Origin of the sequence: Kribbella sp. NPDC003557 (genome assembly GCF_040610805.1) — a bacterium.
GTDB lineage: Bacteria > Actinomycetota > Actinomycetes > Propionibacteriales > Kribbellaceae > Kribbella.
Genome location: NZ_JBEXMY010000001.1, coordinates 707,249 through 725,550 on the forward strand (window position 1 = coordinate 707,249; position 18,302 = coordinate 725,550).

Below are 18,302 nucleotides of genomic sequence, written 5' to 3' on the forward strand. Positions count from 1 at the left end.
TCGCATGTTCACCTGTCACGGACGGGCGCCTTGGACTCGGCCTGGGCGTTCGGACGCGCGGCGGCCGGCGCGTCCGGAGCAGCGATCGTGCCCGCGGGCGCGATCGCCGGGTCCATCGCGAACCGCGCCTCCGGTCCCTCCGCGCCACGGCCCGCGCCGCTGTCGTGCAGGTCCACGATCACGGCCAGGGGCTCGTTCATCTCGAGGACGGCGTCCCGCTCGCCGGCGGTCGGCGCCTCGGCGGCGATCCGGGTGATCTCGAGCATTCCGGCCGCGGCGCGAGCACGGCGCTCGTCCGCGGTCCCGTCCGGTCCGGTCGACCGCAGCAGGACGTCGGAAGCCCGCCGAACGTGCTCGCTCTCCGCGCCACGGGCCTCGGTGACCAGCTCGCCCAGACTCTCCAGGTAGCGCTCTGCCTTGGTTCGAGCATCCGGGTCGGCGATCGCTGTGGCCTGCTCGCGCAGATCGCTGACGGCTGCGGCCAGTTGTTCGGGGTCGGTGATGTCGCGGCCCCAGGCGCGGGTGATGCGGCGGCGTTCGGTGTCGAAGGCGTCGTACCCCACCTCCGCGCCGCGGCCCGCATCCGCGCCCGGCGATTCAGGCGCCTGCTGCTCGAACGTACGGACGGCCGCGAGTGTCCGGTCCCCGAGGGTCGCGCCGTACAGCGCGGCCTGCCGGTTCACATCCGCGCCGCCTGCTCTCCAGGTGGTCTCCAGGGCCGCCAGTTCGTCGAATCCCTCGGCCAGCATGCCGGCCGTCGCCGCGGCGGCGGCTTCCCGGTGTTCGGCGGGGATCGCCGACGTCGCCACCATCGTCTCGGCCGCGGCGGCCGTCACGGCGGACGGCGACGTCAGCTGGGCGTTCGTCAGGTCGGCCTGGATGCCGGCGTGGTGCTCGACCCTGGACACGAGCTCCCGGGCAACGATCGCCCGGACGTCTCCCGCCGGCCGCGGGTCGCTGCGTTCCCAGTAGTCGATCTTCTGCAGGAACGCGTGCAACTTGCCGAGCTCGTCGGTCGCCATCCCGCTCGCCGTGTCGATCGTGCCGGCGCCGCCGGTGACGTCCTCGCGCCGGTTCTCCAGCTGCTCGGTCAGCTCGCGCGCCCTGGCCTCCCGGACGTCCCGCACGACGAACCCTGCCTCGATGCTGCGAGCCAGGTGCCGCCGGATCCCGGGCCGTTGTTCCGCCGGAAGGCGTTCGTAGTCCGGCCGGGTCTCCAGCAGCATCTCGGCCGCCTCGTACGCCGTCCCACCGTGGCCGGCGGCAACCAACCGCTTCAGCACCCCGTCCTCCCCGAGCCCTGTCCGGGCCCCGATCGCGACTGCCATCGCCCGGGCGGCCGCGACATCCCCTTCGAGCTGCGGCGGCGCGAACCGCCCGAGGTCGTCCGGTCGCCCGTCGGGGAACAGACCCGCGACCAGTCGCGGTGTCGCGTTGGCGGCGTACGCCCTGGTCACGGCCCGTGCCAGCCGCTGTCGTGCCCCGGCGTCGACGGGCGGCGGCAGCGACGGGTCCGGCTCGAGCGCGTCCGCGCACAGTGCGACCAGTTCGGTCAGCCCGGCGCGGGCGTCCGCCCGCCGGTCGTACCACCGCCCGTCCTGGTGGTTCGAGACCACCCGGAGCGTCGTCGCCAGCCGTCCCGGCAGGTCCAGGTTGTCGGCGAGCGGCTGGATCATCTCCACATGGCCGTCGCTCAGCTCGATCGGCCGGCGCGAAGCGACACCGTCGACGGTGTCCCTCTCGACGAGCCGGGTCACCTGCTGGACGAGTCTCTCGACGGGGTCGGCCACGCCGGAAATCTATCGCCGGACCGGTTCAGGACGCGGCCTGCGAGCGAGGTCACAGGCGGTACGGCGTACTGGCGCGTAGGCTGCCCGTTCATGGGAGAGACCGTGAACATCCACACCACCGCGGGGAAGATCGCGGACCTCGAGCACCGGCTCGACGAGGCCGTGCACGCCGGGTCGGAGCGCGCGGTGGAGAAGCAGCATGCGCGCGGCAAGAAGACCGCCCGCGAGCGGATCGGGCTGCTGCTGGACGAGGGCTCCTTCTCCGAGCTGGACGAGTTCGCCCGGCACCGGTCGACGAGCTTCGGGCTGGACGCGAACCGGCCGTACGGCGACGGCGTGGTGACCGGGTTCGGCACCATCGACGGCCGGCAGGTGTGTGTGTTCGCGCAGGACTTCACCGTCTTCGGCGGCAGCCTCGGCGAGGTGTTCGGCGAGAAGATCGTCAAGGTGATGGACCTGGCGATGAAGATCGGCTGCCCGCTGATCGGTATCAACGACTCCGGCGGCGCCCGGATCCAGGAGGGCGTGGTCAGCCTCGGGCTGTACGGCGAGATCTTCCGCCGCAACGTCCGCGCGTCCGGGGTGATCCCGCAGATCTCGCTGATCATGGGCCCGTGCGCCGGCGGCGCGGTCTACTCCCCCGCGGTCACCGACTTCACCGTGATGGTCGACGAGTCGTCGTACATGTTCATCACCGGGCCGGACGTGATCAAGACCGTCACCGGCGAGGATGTCAGCCAGGAAGAGCTCGGCGGCGCCCGGACGCACAACACCAAGTCCGGCAACGCGCACTACCTCGGCTCCGACGAGGAGGACGCGATCGAGTGGGTGAAGGCGCTCGTCGGTCACCTGCCGCAGAACAACCTCGAGGACCCGCCGGTGTACGACGCCCCCGCGGACCTGGATTTCACCGAGACCGACCTGGCACTGGACACGCTGATCCCGGACTCGCCGAACCAGCCGTACGACATGCACACCGCGATCGAGGCGGTCGTCGACGACGGCGACTTCCTCGAGGTGCAGGCGCTGTTCGCGCCGAACATGATCGTCGGCTTCGGCCGCGTCGAGGGCCGCCCGGTCGGCGTGGTCGCGAACCAGCCGATGCAGTTCGCGGGCACCCTCGACATCGACGCGTCGGAGAAGGCGGCCCGGTTCGTCCGCACCTGCGACGCGTTCAACCTGCCGATCCTCACGTTCGTCGACGTCCCGGGCTTCCTGCCCGGCACCGACCAGGAGTGGAACGGCATCATCCGCCGCGGCGCCAAGCTGATCTACGCCTACGCCGAGGCGACCGTGCCGATGATCACCGTGATCACCCGGAAGGCCTACGGCGGCGCGTACGACGTGATGGGGTCGAAGCACCTCGGCGCGGACATGAACATCGCCTGGCCGACCGCGCAGATCGCGGTGATGGGCGCGCAGGGCGCGGTGAACATCCTGTACCGCCGCGAACTGGCCGGCGCCGAGGAGCCGGAGAGCCGTCGCCAGCAGCTGATCACCGAGTACGAGGACCACCTCGCGAACCCGTACATCGCCGCCGAACGCGGCTACATCGACGCGGTCGTCAAGCCCAGCGAGACCCGCGCCGAGATCGTCCGCGCCCTCCGCCTCCTCCGCACCAAGCGCGACACCCTGCCCCCGAAGAAGCATGGGAACATTCCACTTTGACGTCCTCCCCGAGCATCGAGGATTTCAGCTTCTACGCGGAGGCAGAGAGTTGAGGTTCACGCTTCGGCGAGACCCGTACTGGCGTCTCTCGGCGTGCGCTGACGGCCCGTCCGGCCGCGATGTTGATTGCCGCGTTCACGTCCGCGTTTGCGTGGTGTCCACAGGCCACGCACCGGAAGACCGCTTGGCTCTCGCGGTTCTCCGGCGAGCAATGCCCGCAGACGCTGCAGGTCCGCGATGTGTACGCGGGGTTGACTCGCTCAACCCGTCCCGGCGCCTTGTCCTGGAGACGACGTACCAGCTCGCCCCAGCCGTTGGCCAGAATGCTGCGATTCAGTCCGGCCTTGGCGCGGCGACGGTTCGGGAAGAAGCTGCCTGGTCGCTGCGCGTCGGGTTTGGGCTTCGAGCGTTTGGTCATCGACGCGATGCGCAGGTCTTCGACCCGGATCAGGTCGAACCGGCGGGGGAGGTCGGTGCTGGTCTTCTCCAACCAGTCCTTACGCCGGTTCGCGGACCGAGCATGCAGCTTTGCGATCGCGGCCTTGACTCGGCGACGTCGATTCGAGCCGCGACGGCAGCGGCTGAGGCGACGCTGCAGAAGCTTGATCCGCGCGCGTACGCGCTTCGACGGCACGGGACATACCAGGAGCTCGCCAGTACTCAGTGCCGCCGAGACGCTGACGCCGCGGTCCACGCCGACGACCTCGCCGCTGCCCGGTGCAGGGATCGGCGCCGGAATCACAGCGAACGCGATATGCCAGTGGCCCGAACGGTTGCGGGTGATCCGGTACGACTTCGCATCCGGTGCGGTACGGGACAGCCGGAAACGGACCCAGCCGACCTTCGGCACGAGCGCCTTGGCCCAGCTGCGGTTGAGCTTGACGATTCGGGAGGCCTGACTGCCGACGATGCGGAATGCTTCGTGCTGCCCAGCCTTGCGCCAGGTCGGTCGCCGATGGCTTCCGCCGTAGAAGTTCTTCACGGCCCGCGCGAAGTCCCGCAACGCCTGCTGCTGCACCGTCTGCGACCCGCTCCGCAGCCAGCCGAAAGCAGCGCGTGCTTCGGTCAACTGCCGGCATTGCTCGACGTAACCGGGTGTAGGGCGCCTGTCTCGCGTCCACATCGACCACTGCTCGAGCGCCAGGTTCCAAACGTGCCGCGCATGTCTGCACTGCTCCAGCAGCGCAACCTGCTGCGCGGGAGTCGGATACATCCGGAACCTGGACACAACCCATAATCAAACAGACTGCACCGACAACTCCTGATGCCCGAGGGCAGGTAGCCGATGAGCGAGAACACCGTACTGAAGATCGTCAAGGGCGACCCGACGCCTGAAGAGCTTGCGGCCCTGATCGCGGTCGTCGCCGCGCGCGCCGCCGTGCCTGCCGCCGAGCCTGAGTCCGGTCGCGCCAGCAACTGGGCGACGTACTGGCGCAACGCCCGCACCCCGTTCCACCCCGGCCCCGGTCAGTGGCGCGCCAGCGCTCATCCGTAAACACTGGCGGTATGGCGAGATACGCGGTCAATCCCGAGGCGGTCGACCACGCGCGGAAGCTGATCGACGCGCGGCAGTACGTGCTGGACAGCGACTGGGGTGAGGTGCAGCCGCGGGCCGAGGACCAGAACTCGTACCTGGACAAGCACAGCTGGCAGGAGTACGGCGCCTGGCACCTCGGGCTCACCGAAGGCGCCGGCGAGGAGACCAAGGCGCGCTACGGGTTCGTGCTCGGCGACTTCCGCCGCATCCACCGCACCGCCCTGATCGCCTCGGTCTACCGAGCCTCCGAATGGCGGCACAAGGCCGTCGAGCTGGCCGCGCACGACCTCCTGCAGTACCTCGACCAGAAGACCGGCCTCACCGCCTGACCGTTAGTCGTCGCCGCCGAGCTTGGACTCGTCGAACCAGAGGCCGGCGGGGACACGGGCCGTGAGTTCGTCGACGACGGCGGTGGCGCCGCGGAACATGTCCGGGTCGACGGGGATCGTGCAGCCGTTCGCGCCGAAGACCAGGGTCATGCCGTCGGGGCTGCGCAGCACGCCCGCGATCTCGTCCCAGCGGACCTGATGGATGCCGTCCTCGTCGCGCAGGACGAGCGCGTCGTCGGTGCGGACCCACAGCATCGAGCGAGCCTCCTTGACGAACGCCCGCGCGGTGAGCGGCGGCTTGAAGGTACGGCCGGCCGGCAGTTCGGCGATGACCGGGCACGGCGCCGCGAGCGTGAACCCTGCCTCCTGCCAGACCGCCAGCGCGTGCTCGTCGCCGTACCCGATCGCACCGGGCAGCGCGGCCTTGAGTACGGCGGCGATGTCCGACGCCTGCACCGCCGCCAGCCGCGCCGGATCGACCCGCGGCAATTCGGGCTCGCCGACGATCCGGCTCATCGCGTTGCTGACCGCGCGCCGCGCCTCGGGATCGTCGGCGACCAGGCTCTCCTCGGCGCGCGCGATCTGGTGCGCCAGCTCGGACGGCGTCGGCCCGTTCTCCGCGAGGTCGGTCAGGGCCGCGACGACCGCCCGGGACACCGCTTCCTCGCTGCCGTCACGCGCCTCGGCGTACACGACCCAGTCGGTCGATCCGTCCGGACCCGCCACCATGTCGAGGCCGATCTCGTAGCTGTGCCCGCCGACGAAGCGGCACTTCTCCTCGATCCGCTGGCGCAGCGTCATGATCGTGAGCGTCGAGAGCCGTACGTCGTCGTCCGCCGGCAAGGAGAGCACTACGCCGGCCGCTGGAATGCCGTGCCCGACCACGACCGGACCGTCGAAGGACCGCGCCGGCGGTAGCACTCGCACCGGCGCCGGGCCGCTCGGCAACGCCAGCTCGAGTCCGTCGGGGAGCGGGCCGGTCACCTGCAGCACCGCGTTCGCGGGGACGAACCATTCCTTCGCGAAGGACAGCACATGCTCCGGCGTGAGTCCGTCGTACCCGGCGCCTTCCAGCCAGGCGAGCCCGGGTCCGCGAGCACCGAACCGCACGTTGAACAGAAACGCGACCACCGGGTACGCGACGTTGCCCTCCTCCGCGGCCAGCACGCCCGCTTCGAGCGCGAGCCGGCCGACCGGCGGCGCGGCGAGCGCGCGGCAGACGCGGTCGAGGAACTCGCCGACCCGCGCCGGTGAGCCCGACGCGACGAACGTGGTGGTCAGCAGGTCGACCTCGGCGTTCATCTCGATCGGCAGGTCGCGGACGCTGTACATCACCAGGTGCTCGAGCGCGTGCGCGACCCCGATCGTGCGCAGCGTCTCGTCCCGGCTGCCGACGGCGAAGGTCAGGGTGACGTCGGTCTGCCGCTGTTCGCCGGGGTGCCGCACCACCCGGACACCGTTGATGTACTCGTCCACGGGTGGACCCTAGCGGTCAGGTCCGACGGAAGCGGACCAGCGGATACACCGGGGCGTTGCCGGTGGTGCGGGGTGGGCCGGGGAAGGTCGTGGCGCCGTCGAGGGCGAGGCCGTACCGGGCGGCGGTCGCGACCAGGTGGGAGAGCGCGTCCTGGGAGCGGGTCTCGTCGGGGACTCGACTGTCGGCGTAACGGCTGGCGTCGGACTTCTCGGTGGTGGTGACGAAGACGCCGTCGGTACGGAGTACCCGGGCGACCTCGGCGATCACCGGCTCGCTGTCGTTGAGCAGGTGCAGGAGCCAGACCGCGACGACCGCGTCGCACCGGCGGTCGGCCACCGGGAGGTGGGTCGCGTCCGCCGCCGCCACGTGCCCGGGGAGCCGGACCCGCGCGCGCCGCAGCATCGCGGTGGACAGGTCGACGCCGTGCACCAGGTTGCCGAGAGCAACCAGCTCCGCACCGACGATGCCCGTCCCGACCGCGAGCTCGAGGACGCGTCCGCCCTTCGGCAGCAGGGAGTCGACCGCGCGGGCGGCGGCCTCCGCGCGGACGACGCCGCCGCGCGTCTCGTCGTACGACGAGGCGACGGTCTCGTCGTAGGTGAACGGCTGCTGGGTCTTCCACAGCTCCGGCCAGGGCATCCCGACCTCGATCAGCATCCGGCGCAGCAGCGGCAGCGAGAGGCCAACGACGTTGTGGTAGTCGCCCTCGATCGCCGTCACGAACGGGCCGCCGAGGCCGTCGACGGTGAAGGCGCCGGCGACGACGAGCGGCTCGCCGGTCGCGACGTACGCGTCGATCTCCTCGTCGGTCAGGTCCGCGAACTGGACCTTCGTGGACGACAGCTCCCGCAGCTCCTGCTTCGCGGAGGTGTCGATCAGGCAGTGGCCGGTGTGCAGCACGCCGCTGCGCCCGCGCATCATCCGCCACCGCTCGCGGGCGATGTCCGGTGTCTCGGGCTTGCCGTACGGCTGCCCGTCGAACTCCAGGACCGAGTCGCAGCCGAGCACGGTCGCGTGGTCCGTCAGGTTCGCGACGACCGCGCGGGCCTTCAGCGTGGCGAGCACACGCGCGAGCTCGCCGGGGTTCTCCGCGGTGACGTTGTCCTCGTCGACACCGGAGACGATCACCTCCGGCTCGATGCCCGCGGCCCGCAACGTCTTCAGCCTGGCCGGCGACGCCGACGCCAGGACGAACCGGGGGCTCACAGCTTCGCCATCGCGCGTCGCAGCGGGTCCAGGCCGATCGATCCGAGGTTCAGCGCATCGGAGTGGAAGGCCCGCAGGTCGAACGCGGAACCCTTGCGCTGCCTGGCTTCCTCGCGCGCCTGCAGCCAGATCCGCTCACCGACCTTGTACGCCGGTGCCTGGCCCGGCCACCCGAGGTACCGGCTCAGCTCGGCCTGGAGGAACTCGGTCTCCATCCGGCAGTGCGCCCGCAGGAACTCGAACCCGAGGTCGGCGGTCCACCGCTCGCCCGGCCGCCAGCCGAACGGGTTGTCCCGCGGCACCTCCAGCTCCAGGTGCATCCCGATGTCGACGATCACCCGGGCCGCGCGGAAGCCCTGCGCGTCCAGCATGCCGAGGCGCGCGCCGGGGTCCTCGAGGTAGCCGAGCTCCTCCATCAGACGTTCGGCGTACAGCGCCCAGCCCTCACCGTGGCCGGAGACCCAGCAGGCCAGCCGCTGCCAGCGGTTCAGCAGGTCGGTGCGGAGCATCGTCTGCGCGCACTGGAGGTGATGCCCCGGCACGCCCTCGTGGTACACCGTCGTGACCTCGCGCCAGGTGGCGAACTTGTCGACGCCGTTCGGCACCGCCCACCACATCCGGCCCGGCCGCGTGGTCAGGTCCTCGCTCGGCTGCGTGTAGTAGATCGAGCCGTCCGAGGTCGGCGCGATCATGCACTCCAGCCTGCGGATCTCGTCCGGGATGTCGAAGTGCGTGCCGGCCAGCTCCGTGACAGCCGTGTCGGACAGCTGCTGCATCCAGTCCCGGAACGCCTCCTTGCCCTGGATGGTCCGGGCCGGGTCGTTGTCCAGCAGCGCCGCGGCCGCCTCGATGCTCCGGTCGCCGCCGTTCAGCCCGGCCGCGATCTCCTGCATGGCGTTCTCGATCCGGGCCAGCTCCTGCCAGCCCCAGGCGTACGTCTCCTCGAGGTCGACCTTCGCGCCCAGGAAGCTCCGCGACGCCAGCTCGTACACCTCACGGCCGCACGCGTCGCGCTCCGGCGCCCGCGGGGCCAGGTCGCTGGTCAGCCACGCGCCGAACTGGTCGAAGGCCTTGCGCGCCGCGGCGGCCGCGGCCTCGACGGCCGGCTTGACGGCGTCGTCCGGCGCCTGCGCGGCCAGTCCGCCGAAGAAGTCGTCGCCCTCGGCACCGGTCCAGCTGGCGATCCGCTCGGCCAGCCCGGTCACCTGGCGGACGGCCGAGACCCGGCCCTGATCCGCCTGCTCGAGCAGCGTGTCGCGGTACCCGTCGAGCGCCGTACCGATCTGGTTGAGCCGGATCGCGACGATCTCCCAGTCGTGCGACGTCGCGGTCGGCATCAGGTCGAACACCTGCCGCAACGCCACCGGCACCGAGGCGATCGAGTTCAGCTGGTGCTGCGGTACGCCGGCCTGGTAGCGCTCGAGCTCCAGGCCGAGCCGCTCCACGAAGGCGTCCTTCGCGACCTCCTCGCGCGGGCTGCCCGGCTCGATCGACGCGGCCCCGGCCAGCGAGCCGCGGGTCAGCTCGATCCGCGCCCCGAACCCGGCCGGGGTGAAGTCCGGCAGCTCGTGGTCGTGGTCGGTGACGCCCAGCTCGGTCGCCAGCAGCGGGTCGAGCACGATCTCCTGCTCGAGGTGCCGTTCGGCGAGCCGATCGATCGGGCTGTCCGGCGTACGGGAATCAGGCACGGCATCGGTCACCTGATCGACCCTACCTGTCGAGGGTCGCCGGAGCTGACCTGATGGTTGCCGATACTGTGACGGTCGCTGAATGCCAGCACGAGGGACGAGAGGAACGGCGTTGAGCCAGCCACCCTACGGGCCGCCCGGCCAGAACCCGCCGTACCAGCAGGGCCCGCCCCCGGGTCAGTACGGCCCGCCGCCGCAGGGTCCTCCGCCCGGCCAGTACGGCCCGCCGCCGCAAGGCCCGTACGGCGGTCCGCCCCAGGGTCCGCCTCCCGGTCAGTACGGCGGTCAGCCGCAGTACGGCGCGCCACCGCAACAGCAGCAGGGGCCTGGATTCGGCTGGGGTCCGAGCTTCGGTCCTGGCGGTCCCGGTGTTCCCCAGATGGGATGGCAGCCGCAGAAGCCGCGGAAGAAGTCGAAGGCGCCGCTGATCGCGATCCTGACGATCGTCGGGATCGCTGTCGTCGGCGGCGCGATCATCGGCCTGGTGCGGAAGGCAACCACCGACGTCACCACGCCGCCGGTGACGCCGTCGCGGTACACCCCGGAGCCGACCACGCCGACCGGGTCGCCGACCGAGGAGCCGACCGAGTCGCCCACTGAGGAGCCGACCACCACGGAGCCGACGACGACCGAGCCCACCACGACGGAGACGTCGAGCACGCCGAACAAGCCGTCGGACGCGGTCGTGGTCGGCAAGAACGCTCTCTACAAGGTCGGCCAGATGGCGACGGTCAACTGCAAGGAGCCGAAGGTCCGCCCGACCAACGCCACGAACGCCGCCAAGTACTGGGCCGCGATCAAGCCGTGCCTGGACAGGTCGTGGGCGCCGCTGGTGGCGAAGGCCGGGTACAAGTTCACGGCGCCGCGGATGACGTACTGGTCCGGGACCTCGATGTCGACGCCGTGCGGTGACGGGCCGGTCGCCGTACCGTTCTACTGCTCGGGCAACCACATGATGTACATGAAGGTGGACGTCTTCGTGAAGGCGTACACGCAGTACCCGGGCGATCCGATCGGTCAGGCGTACGCGCGGATGTGGTACAGCCGGTCGATCGCGCACGAGTACGGGCACAGCGTGCAGTTCATGACCGGGATCCTGCAGGCGTCCAGCAACCTGCGCTACGAGCAGCCGGACTACGAGGGCCGGACGCGGATGACGCGCCGGATGGAGCTGCAGGCGAACTGTTTCGCCGGCGTCTTCCTGGCCGCGAACAAGCGCAGCTACCCGATCAACGGAAACCTGCTGTACGTCTGGAAGAAGTACGTCGTCACCGCCGGCGACAAGCCCGAAGAAGGCGACCACGGCAGCGTAGCCAGCCAAGCACGCTTCATGGGCAAATCCTTCAACACAGCCAACCCAGCCACCTGCAACACCTTCTCAGCCTCCCCAGCCAACGTCAGCTGAGGAAGCAGAGATTGAGAAGCACAGAAATCCAAGAAAAGAAAAGCAAAGAAAGAACAGAAAGAAATTAGAGTTAGTTGGGTGCCTGGCTGGGTCAGCTTGCCGGCTCTCGTCGCGCTGCCATCCGTACGCAGTGGATGCGGCGACTCCCTGAGCTGAGCCAGCTGGCTCGGCAAGACACCACGCGGGTTCTCACGCCGCTGACCGACGATGAACAGTTGCTCATCGCGTTCGACGTTCGGCGGAGACCGCTGGGTGACGCCATGCGAAGGTTTCCTCAAGTCCTCGAAACCATGGTCTTAGGCCCCGGCTCTTCTCTTGGAACAACCGGAAGCCAGGCCGACGTTCACCCGCCTACGACCGGCCGCATCCCCGAAGTGCGGTCAACGTCAGTTGACGAGGTCTGGTGGGGCTACCTGGCGCCAGGAGTCGGCGAGGATGTCGTGGAGTTCTTCGGGGTCTTCGAGGGCTTCGAGGCGGGCTCGGACCCAGTTCGAGCCCGCCTCGTGTTTCGGTACCCAGAACTTGTGGGGCTCGGCGGCGATCAGTTCGTCGCGCTCCAGCCGCGGGCACCGGACCGCGAACGACGTGCGGTCGTCCGGCACCGTGACGAACATCCTCCCCGCCACGTCGAACGTCGGATGCCCCCAGCGCTCCTTCTCGACCGTCTCCGGGAAAGAAAGCGCGATCCGTCGTACGTCCTCAGCGTCCAGCACGCTCACACTCTAGAGCGTTCACGCCCCGGCAGCAGGAGCGCGACGAGGGTGCCGGCGGCGACGACTGCTGCTCCGGTCCAGACGGCCGGGACCAGGCCGGCGGCGTACTGAACTGGGGACTCATATGAGCCGGAGGACGCGAAGACCGACGCCAGGATGGCGACGCCCATCGCGACGCCTACCTCGCGGATCGTGTTGTTCGTGCCGGACGCGACCCCGCGGTCGGCGTCCGACGCGCTCGCCATCACGACGCTCGCGGACGGTGCGAAGGTCAGGCCCATACCGATACCGGCGAGGATGAACGGTACGACGAGGTCGCCGTACTGCGTGGTCGCCGTGGTGATCAGCGCGATCCACCCGAGCGCGACGGCCAGCAACGCCTGCCCGGCAACGATCAGCGTGCGCGGGCCGACCCGGTCGACGATCAACCCTGCGATCGGCGCGACGACGAGCGGAGCCGCGGTCCACGGCAACGTACGGACACCGGACTGGAACGGCGTGTATCCCTGCACCACCTGGAAGAACTGCGCCAGCAGGAACACCGCGCCGAACACCCCGACCGCGAACGTGAACGCCACCACATTCACCACGCTGAACGAGCGGACCGAGAACAACCGCAGCGGCAGCATCGGCGCCGGCGTACGCCGCTCCCAGCCGAGGAACGCGGCCAGCAGTACGCCGCCCGCGATCAACGAGCCCAGCACGCCCGCGGACGTCCAGCCGTCGTCGGCCCCGTGCACGACACCCCAGACCACGGACAGTACGCCGGAGCTCGCGAGCACCAACCCGAGCAGGTCGAGCCGCTGCGCCGTGCCACGCGATTCGCTCAGAACCCGTGCCGCGAGCACCACGGCGATCGCGCCGATCGGGACATTCAGCCAGAAGATCCACTGCCAGTTGATCCCGTCCACGACGGCTCCGCCGACCACCGGACCGACGGCGATCCCGAGGCCGGAGATGCCGCCCCAGATGCCGATCGCGGCGCTGCGCAGCTTCTCCGGTACGGCGCCCGCGAGCAACGTCAGCGACAGCGGCATCACGGCCGCCGCGCCGATGCCCTGGATCGCGCGGGCCCCGATCAGCATCCACGGCTCGGTGGCCAGCGCGCAGGCGGCCGAGGCGAGCGTGAACAGCGCGATCCCGGCCAGGAACACCCGCCGCCGGCCGAGCCGGTCGCCGATCGCGGCCGCGGTCAGCAGCAGCGCGGCGAACGCGAGCGTGTAGGCGTTCACGAACCACTGCAGGTCCGACAGCGACGCGCCCAGCTCGGACTTGATCACCGGCAGCGCGTTCGTCACCACCAAGTTGTCCAGCGTGACCATGAAGGTCGGGATCCCCACCGCGGCGAGCACCACACCGAGCCCACGGCGCCGCGGAACCGCCACCACTTCCCTCTCGTCGAGAGCGGTCGAGGTCATCTCGTACTCCTAGTTGTAATTGACTGATAACAAGCTTGATGACGAGAGTATGCATCCACTGATAACATGTCAAGGGAGTGGAAGGAGCACGGATGACGACTAGGGTCCGGCTGACCGCCAAGGAGCGCGGCGACGAGGTGCTGCGGGCCGCGGTGCAGGCGTTCGCAGCGTCCGGGTACGAGGGCACCAAGACCGACGAGATCGCCCGCCTGGCCGGGGTCTCCCAGCCGTACGTGATCCGGCTGTTCGGGACCAAGCAGCAGCTGTTCCTGGCCGCTCTCCGCAGCGTCTGCGGGCGGATCGAGGAGATCTTCCGCGAGGCCGCGGCCGACACACCGGAGCTGAGCGCGCTGGGCCGCAACTACGAGCAGTTGCTGTCGGAGCCCGAGCTCCTGCTGGTCCTGCTGCACGGCTTCTCGGCCAGCGGCGACCCGGCCATCGGCGACTGCGTCCGCGAGCGCTTCGGCAGCATCTACACCCTGGTCCGCGACCTCACCGGCGCGTCACCGCAGGAGGCGCGGGAGTTCCTGTCCGTGGGCATGCTGATCACCGTCATGTCGGCGATGCAGGTCCTCGGCCCCGACGCCATCTCGATGCCCTGGGCCGAGGAGATCACCAGCACGTTCGGCCAGGGCGCTCCCTAGGTCCTGCCTGGTAATCCAGCGCCGTCGCGAGGAGGTGCTCGGTGCGGCGCCTCGGCGTGCTGGAGCGAAGGCCTCGATGCGGATCCATCGTGGTCTTTGCGCCAGTGCGGCGAGGTGCCGTGCCGAGTGCCCCGCAGTAGGCGATGGATTACCAGACAGGGCCTAGTCGCGGCCCAGTTCCTGGCCGGCGGTGAACCAGATGGTGGCGGCGGTCAGGATGATGGCGGCGACCGTCACCAGGAGCGAGCCGGCCACGTCGGCGCCCCGGATCAGGGCTGCCGCTCCGGCCACGAGCGGCGCCAGCAGCACGGCGATTGCCCCAGGCAACCACCAGCGGCGCAGGGCGGCCCGGTGGACGCGGGCGTACGACGGCAGCTGCCCGGCGAACGCTGCCGCCAGATGGACGAGGACGAGCGCCACAGCCGTGACGACGAGGCCCCAGCTCGGCGCGGCGGGTCCGCGCATCAGCCAGCCGAGCATCACCACGAGCAGGAAGATCACCCCGGCCAGCGAGTCGGGCAGGACCACCGTGCCCACCAGCATCGCCGCGCCGGCGATCGGCACCAGATCCGCCTGGTCCCACGGCTGGACCGCGGGCACGACGAGCGCGACGACGCCCGCCACCGCGATCACCAGCCGGGCGATCAGCACGCCCCGCCCGGACGCCCGCAGTTGCGCGAGCCACAGCGTGATCCGTTCGTCCGCGGTCATGGGGCCTCCCGTCCTGGACTGAGGAGCGTAGGGAGCGAAGCGACCGGAGCGACGAGGGAAGGACGGGAGTTACAGCCCCATGACCCGCCGCGCCGGAGGCGTGGCATCAGTACGGTCATGAGCGGATCCTCGGTGCGGCGGACAGGCGGGACGCGTCGCGCAGCACCTCGTCCAGGGTGCCGGCGCCCTGCCAGCGGACGGTCGGTACGCCGAGGTCGCTGAGGCGGTCGAGGTCGCGGCGGCGTTCGAGCAGCCGCAGGCGCCAGGCGAGCGGCCAGGTACGGGCGTCGTGCGCGTCGAGGTCCATGATCGACGCGACGTCCGGCGGCAGCGTGTCGACGGCGATCACCGTGCAGCCGGAGTGGACGAGCGTGACGACGTACCCCAGGATCGTCGGCCGCAGCAACGGGCTCAGTACGAGCACCAGGCTGTCCGACCGGATCCGGTTGCGCCGCGCCAACTGCTGCTCGTCCTGCTGCCGGCCGCGCTGGTCCGCGTGCACGAGCGTGTCCAGGATCCGCCGCAGATGACCGCGGCCACTCCCCGACCGCACGCCGCGGAACAGGCTGCCGGTGTCGATCAGCCGCACCCGGTCGCCGTTGCGCAGGTAGTGCTCGGCGATCGCGGCGGCCGCCCGGACGGCGGTGTCGAGACTCGAGGACCGCCCGTCTATCCCTTCGCTGATCCCGATCTCGCCGCCGGTGTCGACCAGGATCACCACCTCGGTGTCGCGGTCCGACCAGGTCGACGTGACGTGCAGCTCCTGGGTCCGCGCCGACACCGCCCAGTTGATCCGCCGCAACCGGTCGCCGGTCCGGAACGGCCGGACGCCGGCCAGCTCCGTCCCCTCTCCCGGCCGCCGCGACCGGTGCAACCCGACCAGCCCGGCCGGCCGCGGTACGGCGTCCACCGCCGCGAATCCCTCGCGCAACGGCAGCGTCGTCACCGCCAGCGCCTCCGCCGACGTCACCTGGACCCGGTACGCCCCGACGGCCGACGTCGCGGCGACCGTTGGCCGCTCCAACGAGCGCAGGCCCCACCGCTTGGACCGGACGCCGACCTCGAGCCGCACTTCACCGTGCGAGACCGGCTCGGCGATCGCGGCCTGCGGCGGGTCGTACTGGAACCACGCGGCCCGCGGCAACGCCGCCACGATCAGGTCGATGTCCGGATCAACAGCTCCTGAACCAGATGCAGTAACCACCAGCCGGTACGTCGTCCCCTGCCCTTCGAACAACACATCCGCGTCCAGCTCGGTGTGCACCTCGGGACGTTCCCGAGGGCGGAAGAACCGTCCCCACGCGGCGAGAAACGCGAGCGGCAACCCGAACACGGCCGCATCCGGTCGCCGGAGCAGGACGGCGGCGCCGAGCAGCACCGCGGCGACGCAGATCGCCCGGATCTGCGCGTGCGTCGGCCGCCAACTCATGCGCGGGCGGCGGCCGGGTCCGACACGGTGGGCGGTGCCGCGACCGAGCCGAGGACCGCGCGGACGACCGTGGCGCCGGTGACCTCGTGCAGCCACAGCTCGGGCCGCACGGTGATCCGGTGCGCGAGCGCGGCCACCGCGACCGCCTTCACGTCCTCCGGTACGACGTAGTCGCGGCCCTGGATCACGGCGTACGCCCGCGCCGTCAGCAGCAACGCCAGCGAGCCACGCGGCGACGCGCCGACCAGCACCTGCGAGTCCCGGCGGGTGGCGGTGGCGAGGTCGACGCAGTACTGACCGACAGTGTCGTCGACCGTCACCGTCTCGACCGCACGTTGCGCCGCGAGCAGGCCCGCGGCATCCGTGACCGCTTCGACCGACTGGTCCTCGCGACGGCGGCTCATCCGCCGGCGCAGCACCTCCCACTCCTCCGCGGGGCTCGGGTACCCGAAGCCGATCCGCAGCATGAACCGGTCGAGCTGCGCCTCCGGCAACGGGTAGGTGCCCTCGTACTCCACCGGGTTCGCAGTCGCGAGCACGTGGAACGGGGTGGGCAGCGGGAACGTCTGTCCCTCGACCGTGACCTGGTGCTCCTGCATCGACTCCAGCAGCGCGGCCTGCGTCTTCGGCGGTGTCCGGTTGATCTCGTCGGCGAGCAGCAGGCCGGTGAAGATCGGGCCCGGGCGGAAGACGAACTCGGACTCCTTCTGGTCGTACACGAACGCGCCGGTCACGTCCGACGGCAGCAGGTCCGGCGTGAACTGCACGCGCCGGAACTCCAGCCCGAGCGCCTGCGCGAACGACCGCGCGGCCAGCGTCTTCGCCAGGCCCGGGTAGTCCTCGAGCAGCACGTGCCCGCCGGCCAGGATGCCCGCCAGCACCAACTCCAGCGCCTCGGCCTTCCCGACCACGGCCTGGCTGACCCGCTCCAGCACCTGCCGGCTCAGTGCGGACACCTCACCGAGCGTCAACTCCGCGTCAGTCACTGCTATCCCTCACAGGTTCTCGATGGTCTGGATCGCGTACTCGATCTCGTCGAGGGACGCGGTGCGCTTGTCGTCGTCGGTCATCAGCAGCCAGAGCCGGTCGCCGGTGATCGCCCGGGCGCGCTCCGGCTCGCGCCCGGGGTCCACGCCGTGCCGGTGCACCAGCCGATCGGTGGCCAGCTCGAACAGCAGCGGCTGGATCCGGCGCAGGAACGTCCTCGACCCTTCACCCGCGCGCCGCTCACGGCCCGACTCCTGCAGCCAGGTGGCGACGAATTGCGTACGGTTGTCGTTGTTCCGGGCGCGCAGCACGGCCAGCTTGTCGTCGTGCCGACCGGGCCAGCCCGTCTCCAGGATCTGCGGCACCACCAGCCTGATCGCCAGTGAGGCCACACCGACCGCGACCGCCGTCGCCACGAACCACAACGGCCGCGGCGCCATCCCGGCGGCGCTGAAGATCGCCACGAACAGCAGACTCGCCAGCACCGCCAGCCCGAGGTGCTGCACCAGGAGCTTGCTCGGCCACAGCCGCCGCTTCCGCTTGACCTCCGGCGGCGGTCCCTTCTCCTCCAAGGGAGTCCAGCTGTACGACGTCATCGGGCAGCCTCACCTGCGGTGAGCTCCTCGCGCAGTCGCAGCAGTGCCGCGCGGGCCTCCCACCGTGCGTCTTCGCTCGAGCCGTGCGTGGAGTACCGCGCCTCGCGATACAACTCGCCGAGCCGGACCAGCTGCTGCTCGGAGATCCCGCCGACGCCGAGCACTTGTACGGTGAACTCGGCCGGTGTCTCGGACGGATCCCGCGGTACGCCGGCCGACGCGGCCGCCTGCTCCAGCGCGACCCAGCACGCGATGACCGAGTCCGTCGCCGTCCCGCTGTCGATGCGCGCGAGCCCGGTGTCGACCGCCTCGGCCAGCCGCTCGGTCTTCATCCGCTCCCAGTCGGGCTCTTCCGCCTCCAGATGCGGCAGCCGGACCCGGCGCACGATCCGGACGATGACCACGATCACGAACGCCACCACGGCGGCGATCACCAGGTAGACCACGGCCTGCCACAGCGACAGCACCCAGCCGGGCGTCCTGCCCGGCGGAATCGTGAGCGCCGGCGTGGGCTGCGACTGCTGCGGCGGGGTCGCGTTGACTGACTGGGTCGGCAGCGGCCGCGGGCTCGAGCTCAGCGTGCTGTCGCTGACCGGGCGCACCGGTCCGCTCGCGGAGGCGAGCACGACGAAGCCGGCCACCACCACCCCCACGAGCAGTGCGGCGACCGCCGCGAGCGCACCCCGTCGCTGCGTCTGCATCTG

17 protein-coding genes are annotated in these 18,302 nt (G+C 70.6%); 5 read left to right on the forward strand and 12 right to left on the reverse strand.

Features of this window, described 5'->3' with window-relative positions; all coding sequences use genetic code 11:
- Window positions 1-8: 8 nt before the first annotated feature.
- Complete coding sequence (locus tag ABZW60_RS03460; protein ID WP_355473583.1) at window positions 9-1,790, reverse strand: hypothetical protein; 1,782 nt, start codon at window positions 1,788-1,790, stop codon at window positions 9-11.
- A gap of 90 nt (window positions 1,791-1,880) precedes the next feature.
- On the opposite strand from ABZW60_RS03460, the gene ABZW60_RS03465 reads away from it, so the two are divergent.
- The gene (locus ABZW60_RS03465; protein WP_355473585.1) at window positions 1,881-3,458 is read left to right on the forward strand and encodes an acyl-CoA carboxylase subunit beta; all 1,578 of its coding nucleotides are present in this window, start codon (window positions 1,881-1,883) and stop codon (window positions 3,456-3,458) included.
- A gap of 31 nt (window positions 3,459-3,489) precedes the next feature.
- Here ABZW60_RS03465 and ABZW60_RS03470 read toward each other — a convergent pair whose 3' ends face one another.
- Window positions 3,490-4,671 carry a transposase gene (locus ABZW60_RS03470; protein ID WP_355473587.1) on the reverse strand — a complete coding sequence of 394 codons (1,182 nt, stop codon included), beginning with the start codon at window positions 4,669-4,671 and terminating at the stop codon, window positions 3,490-3,492.
- Between the two features lie 72 nt (window positions 4,672-4,743).
- Between ABZW60_RS03470 and ABZW60_RS03475 the strand changes: the two genes are divergently transcribed.
- Window positions 4,744-4,953: an acyl-CoA carboxylase subunit epsilon gene (locus tag ABZW60_RS03475; protein WP_355473589.1), complete on the forward strand. Its 210-nt coding sequence runs from the start codon at window positions 4,744-4,746 to the stop codon at window positions 4,951-4,953.
- Window positions 4,954-4,964: 11 nt separating this feature from the next.
- Window positions 4,965-5,324, forward strand: a complete 360-nt coding sequence (locus ABZW60_RS03480; protein ID WP_355473591.1) for a hypothetical protein — start codon at window positions 4,965-4,967, stop codon at window positions 5,322-5,324.
- A gap of 3 nt (window positions 5,325-5,327) precedes the next feature.
- On the opposite strand, the gene ABZW60_RS03485 is transcribed toward ABZW60_RS03480, so the two are convergent.
- The 3 genes from ABZW60_RS03485 to ABZW60_RS03495 are packed head-to-tail and all read right to left on the reverse strand — an operon-like array spanning window position 5,328 to window position 9,707.
- Window positions 5,328-6,800 (reverse strand): hypothetical protein, encoded by a 1,473-nt coding sequence (locus ABZW60_RS03485; protein WP_355473593.1) that lies wholly within the window; start codon window positions 6,798-6,800, stop codon window positions 5,328-5,330.
- Window positions 6,801-6,816: 16 nt separating this feature from the next.
- Entirely contained in the window at window positions 6,817-8,007 is a 1,191-nt protein-coding gene (locus ABZW60_RS03490; RefSeq protein ID WP_355473595.1) for a Maf family nucleotide pyrophosphatase, read from the reverse strand.
- Window positions 8,004-9,707, reverse strand: coding sequence for a DUF885 domain-containing protein (locus tag ABZW60_RS03495; protein WP_355473597.1), 1,704 nt, complete (start codon window positions 9,705-9,707; stop codon window positions 8,004-8,006). The genes ABZW60_RS03490 and ABZW60_RS03495 overlap by 4 nt, the downstream gene beginning before the upstream one ends.
- Before the next feature lie 100 nt (window positions 9,708-9,807).
- Between ABZW60_RS03495 and ABZW60_RS03500 the strand changes: the two genes are divergently transcribed.
- Window positions 9,808-11,100, forward strand: coding sequence for a neutral zinc metallopeptidase (locus tag ABZW60_RS03500; protein WP_355473599.1), 1,293 nt, complete (start codon window positions 9,808-9,810; stop codon window positions 11,098-11,100).
- Window positions 11,101-11,486: 386 nt separating this feature from the next.
- Here ABZW60_RS03500 and ABZW60_RS03505 read toward each other — a convergent pair whose 3' ends face one another.
- Both ABZW60_RS03505 and ABZW60_RS03510 read right to left on the reverse strand, forming a co-directional pair.
- Window positions 11,487-11,813 carry an MmcQ/YjbR family DNA-binding protein gene (locus ABZW60_RS03505; RefSeq protein ID WP_355473601.1) on the reverse strand — a complete coding sequence of 109 codons (327 nt, stop codon included), beginning with the start codon at window positions 11,811-11,813 and terminating at the stop codon, window positions 11,487-11,489.
- A 2-nt stretch (window positions 11,814-11,815) separates the two neighbouring features.
- Complete coding sequence (locus ABZW60_RS03510) at window positions 11,816-13,231, reverse strand: DHA2 family efflux MFS transporter permease subunit (protein WP_355473603.1); 1,416 nt, start codon at window positions 13,229-13,231, stop codon at window positions 11,816-11,818.
- Between the two features lie 92 nt (window positions 13,232-13,323).
- Here ABZW60_RS03510 and ABZW60_RS03515 point away from each other — a divergent pair, with 92 nt between their 5' ends.
- Window positions 13,324-13,875: a TetR/AcrR family transcriptional regulator gene (locus ABZW60_RS03515; protein ID WP_355473605.1), complete on the forward strand. Its 552-nt coding sequence runs from the start codon at window positions 13,324-13,326 to the stop codon at window positions 13,873-13,875.
- Between the two features lie 162 nt (window positions 13,876-14,037).
- Here ABZW60_RS03515 and ABZW60_RS03520 read toward each other — a convergent pair whose 3' ends face one another.
- From ABZW60_RS03520 to ABZW60_RS03540, 5 genes are all read right to left on the reverse strand, one after another.
- A complete protein-coding gene (locus ABZW60_RS03520; RefSeq protein WP_355473607.1) occupies window positions 14,038-14,586 on the reverse strand; it encodes a hypothetical protein in 549 nt (182 codons plus the stop codon).
- Window positions 14,587-14,701: 115 nt separating this feature from the next.
- Window positions 14,702-16,015 (reverse strand): DUF58 domain-containing protein, encoded by a 1,314-nt coding sequence (locus tag ABZW60_RS03525; protein ID WP_355473609.1) that lies wholly within the window; start codon window positions 16,013-16,015, stop codon window positions 14,702-14,704.
- Window positions 16,012-17,001 carry a MoxR family ATPase gene (locus tag ABZW60_RS03530; RefSeq protein ID WP_355473611.1) on the reverse strand — a complete coding sequence of 330 codons (990 nt, stop codon included), beginning with the start codon at window positions 16,999-17,001 and terminating at the stop codon, window positions 16,012-16,014. The genes ABZW60_RS03525 and ABZW60_RS03530 overlap by 4 nt, the downstream gene beginning before the upstream one ends.
- A gap of 9 nt (window positions 17,002-17,010) precedes the next feature.
- Window positions 17,011-17,598 (reverse strand): hypothetical protein, encoded by a 588-nt coding sequence (locus ABZW60_RS03535; protein WP_355473613.1) that lies wholly within the window; start codon window positions 17,596-17,598, stop codon window positions 17,011-17,013.
- Window positions 17,595-18,299: a DUF4129 domain-containing protein gene (locus tag ABZW60_RS03540; protein WP_355473615.1), complete on the reverse strand. Its 705-nt coding sequence runs from the start codon at window positions 18,297-18,299 to the stop codon at window positions 17,595-17,597. The genes ABZW60_RS03535 and ABZW60_RS03540 overlap by 4 nt, the downstream gene beginning before the upstream one ends.
- Between the last annotated feature and the right edge of the window lie 3 nt (window positions 18,300-18,302).